General features: G+C 64.6%; 1 pseudogene. It reads right to left on the bottom strand.

Annotated features, from left to right (window positions below):
- Window positions 1-63: 63 nt before the first annotated feature.
- Window positions 64-206 (bottom strand): annotated as a pseudogene (locus tag B2R17_RS28230) (succinate--CoA ligase subunit alpha); the annotation flags it as partial.

Here is a 206-nt window from a genome sequence, read left to right as displayed (position 1 = left end):
GGCGGGGACCGCCGTGCTACAGGTTGGTTCCGGTGCGGCAGATTGATCTGCCATTCGTCGGAACTACTTCGACATGGCTTTGACGACGGCTTCGCCCATTTCGGCTGGCGAAGGGGCGACGACGATGCCGGCGTCTTCCAACGCGGCGACCTTTTCTTCGGCCGTGCCTTTGCCGCCGCTGATGATCGCACCGGCGTGGCCCATGC

The sequence above is a fragment of the Rhodopirellula sp. UBA1907 genome (assembly GCF_002337565.1).
Lineage (GTDB): Bacteria > Planctomycetota > Planctomycetia > Pirellulales > Pirellulaceae > Rhodopirellula > Rhodopirellula europaea.
Note: the sequence above shows the minus strand (reverse complement) of the source record. Positions and strands in the feature narration are given on the sequence as shown.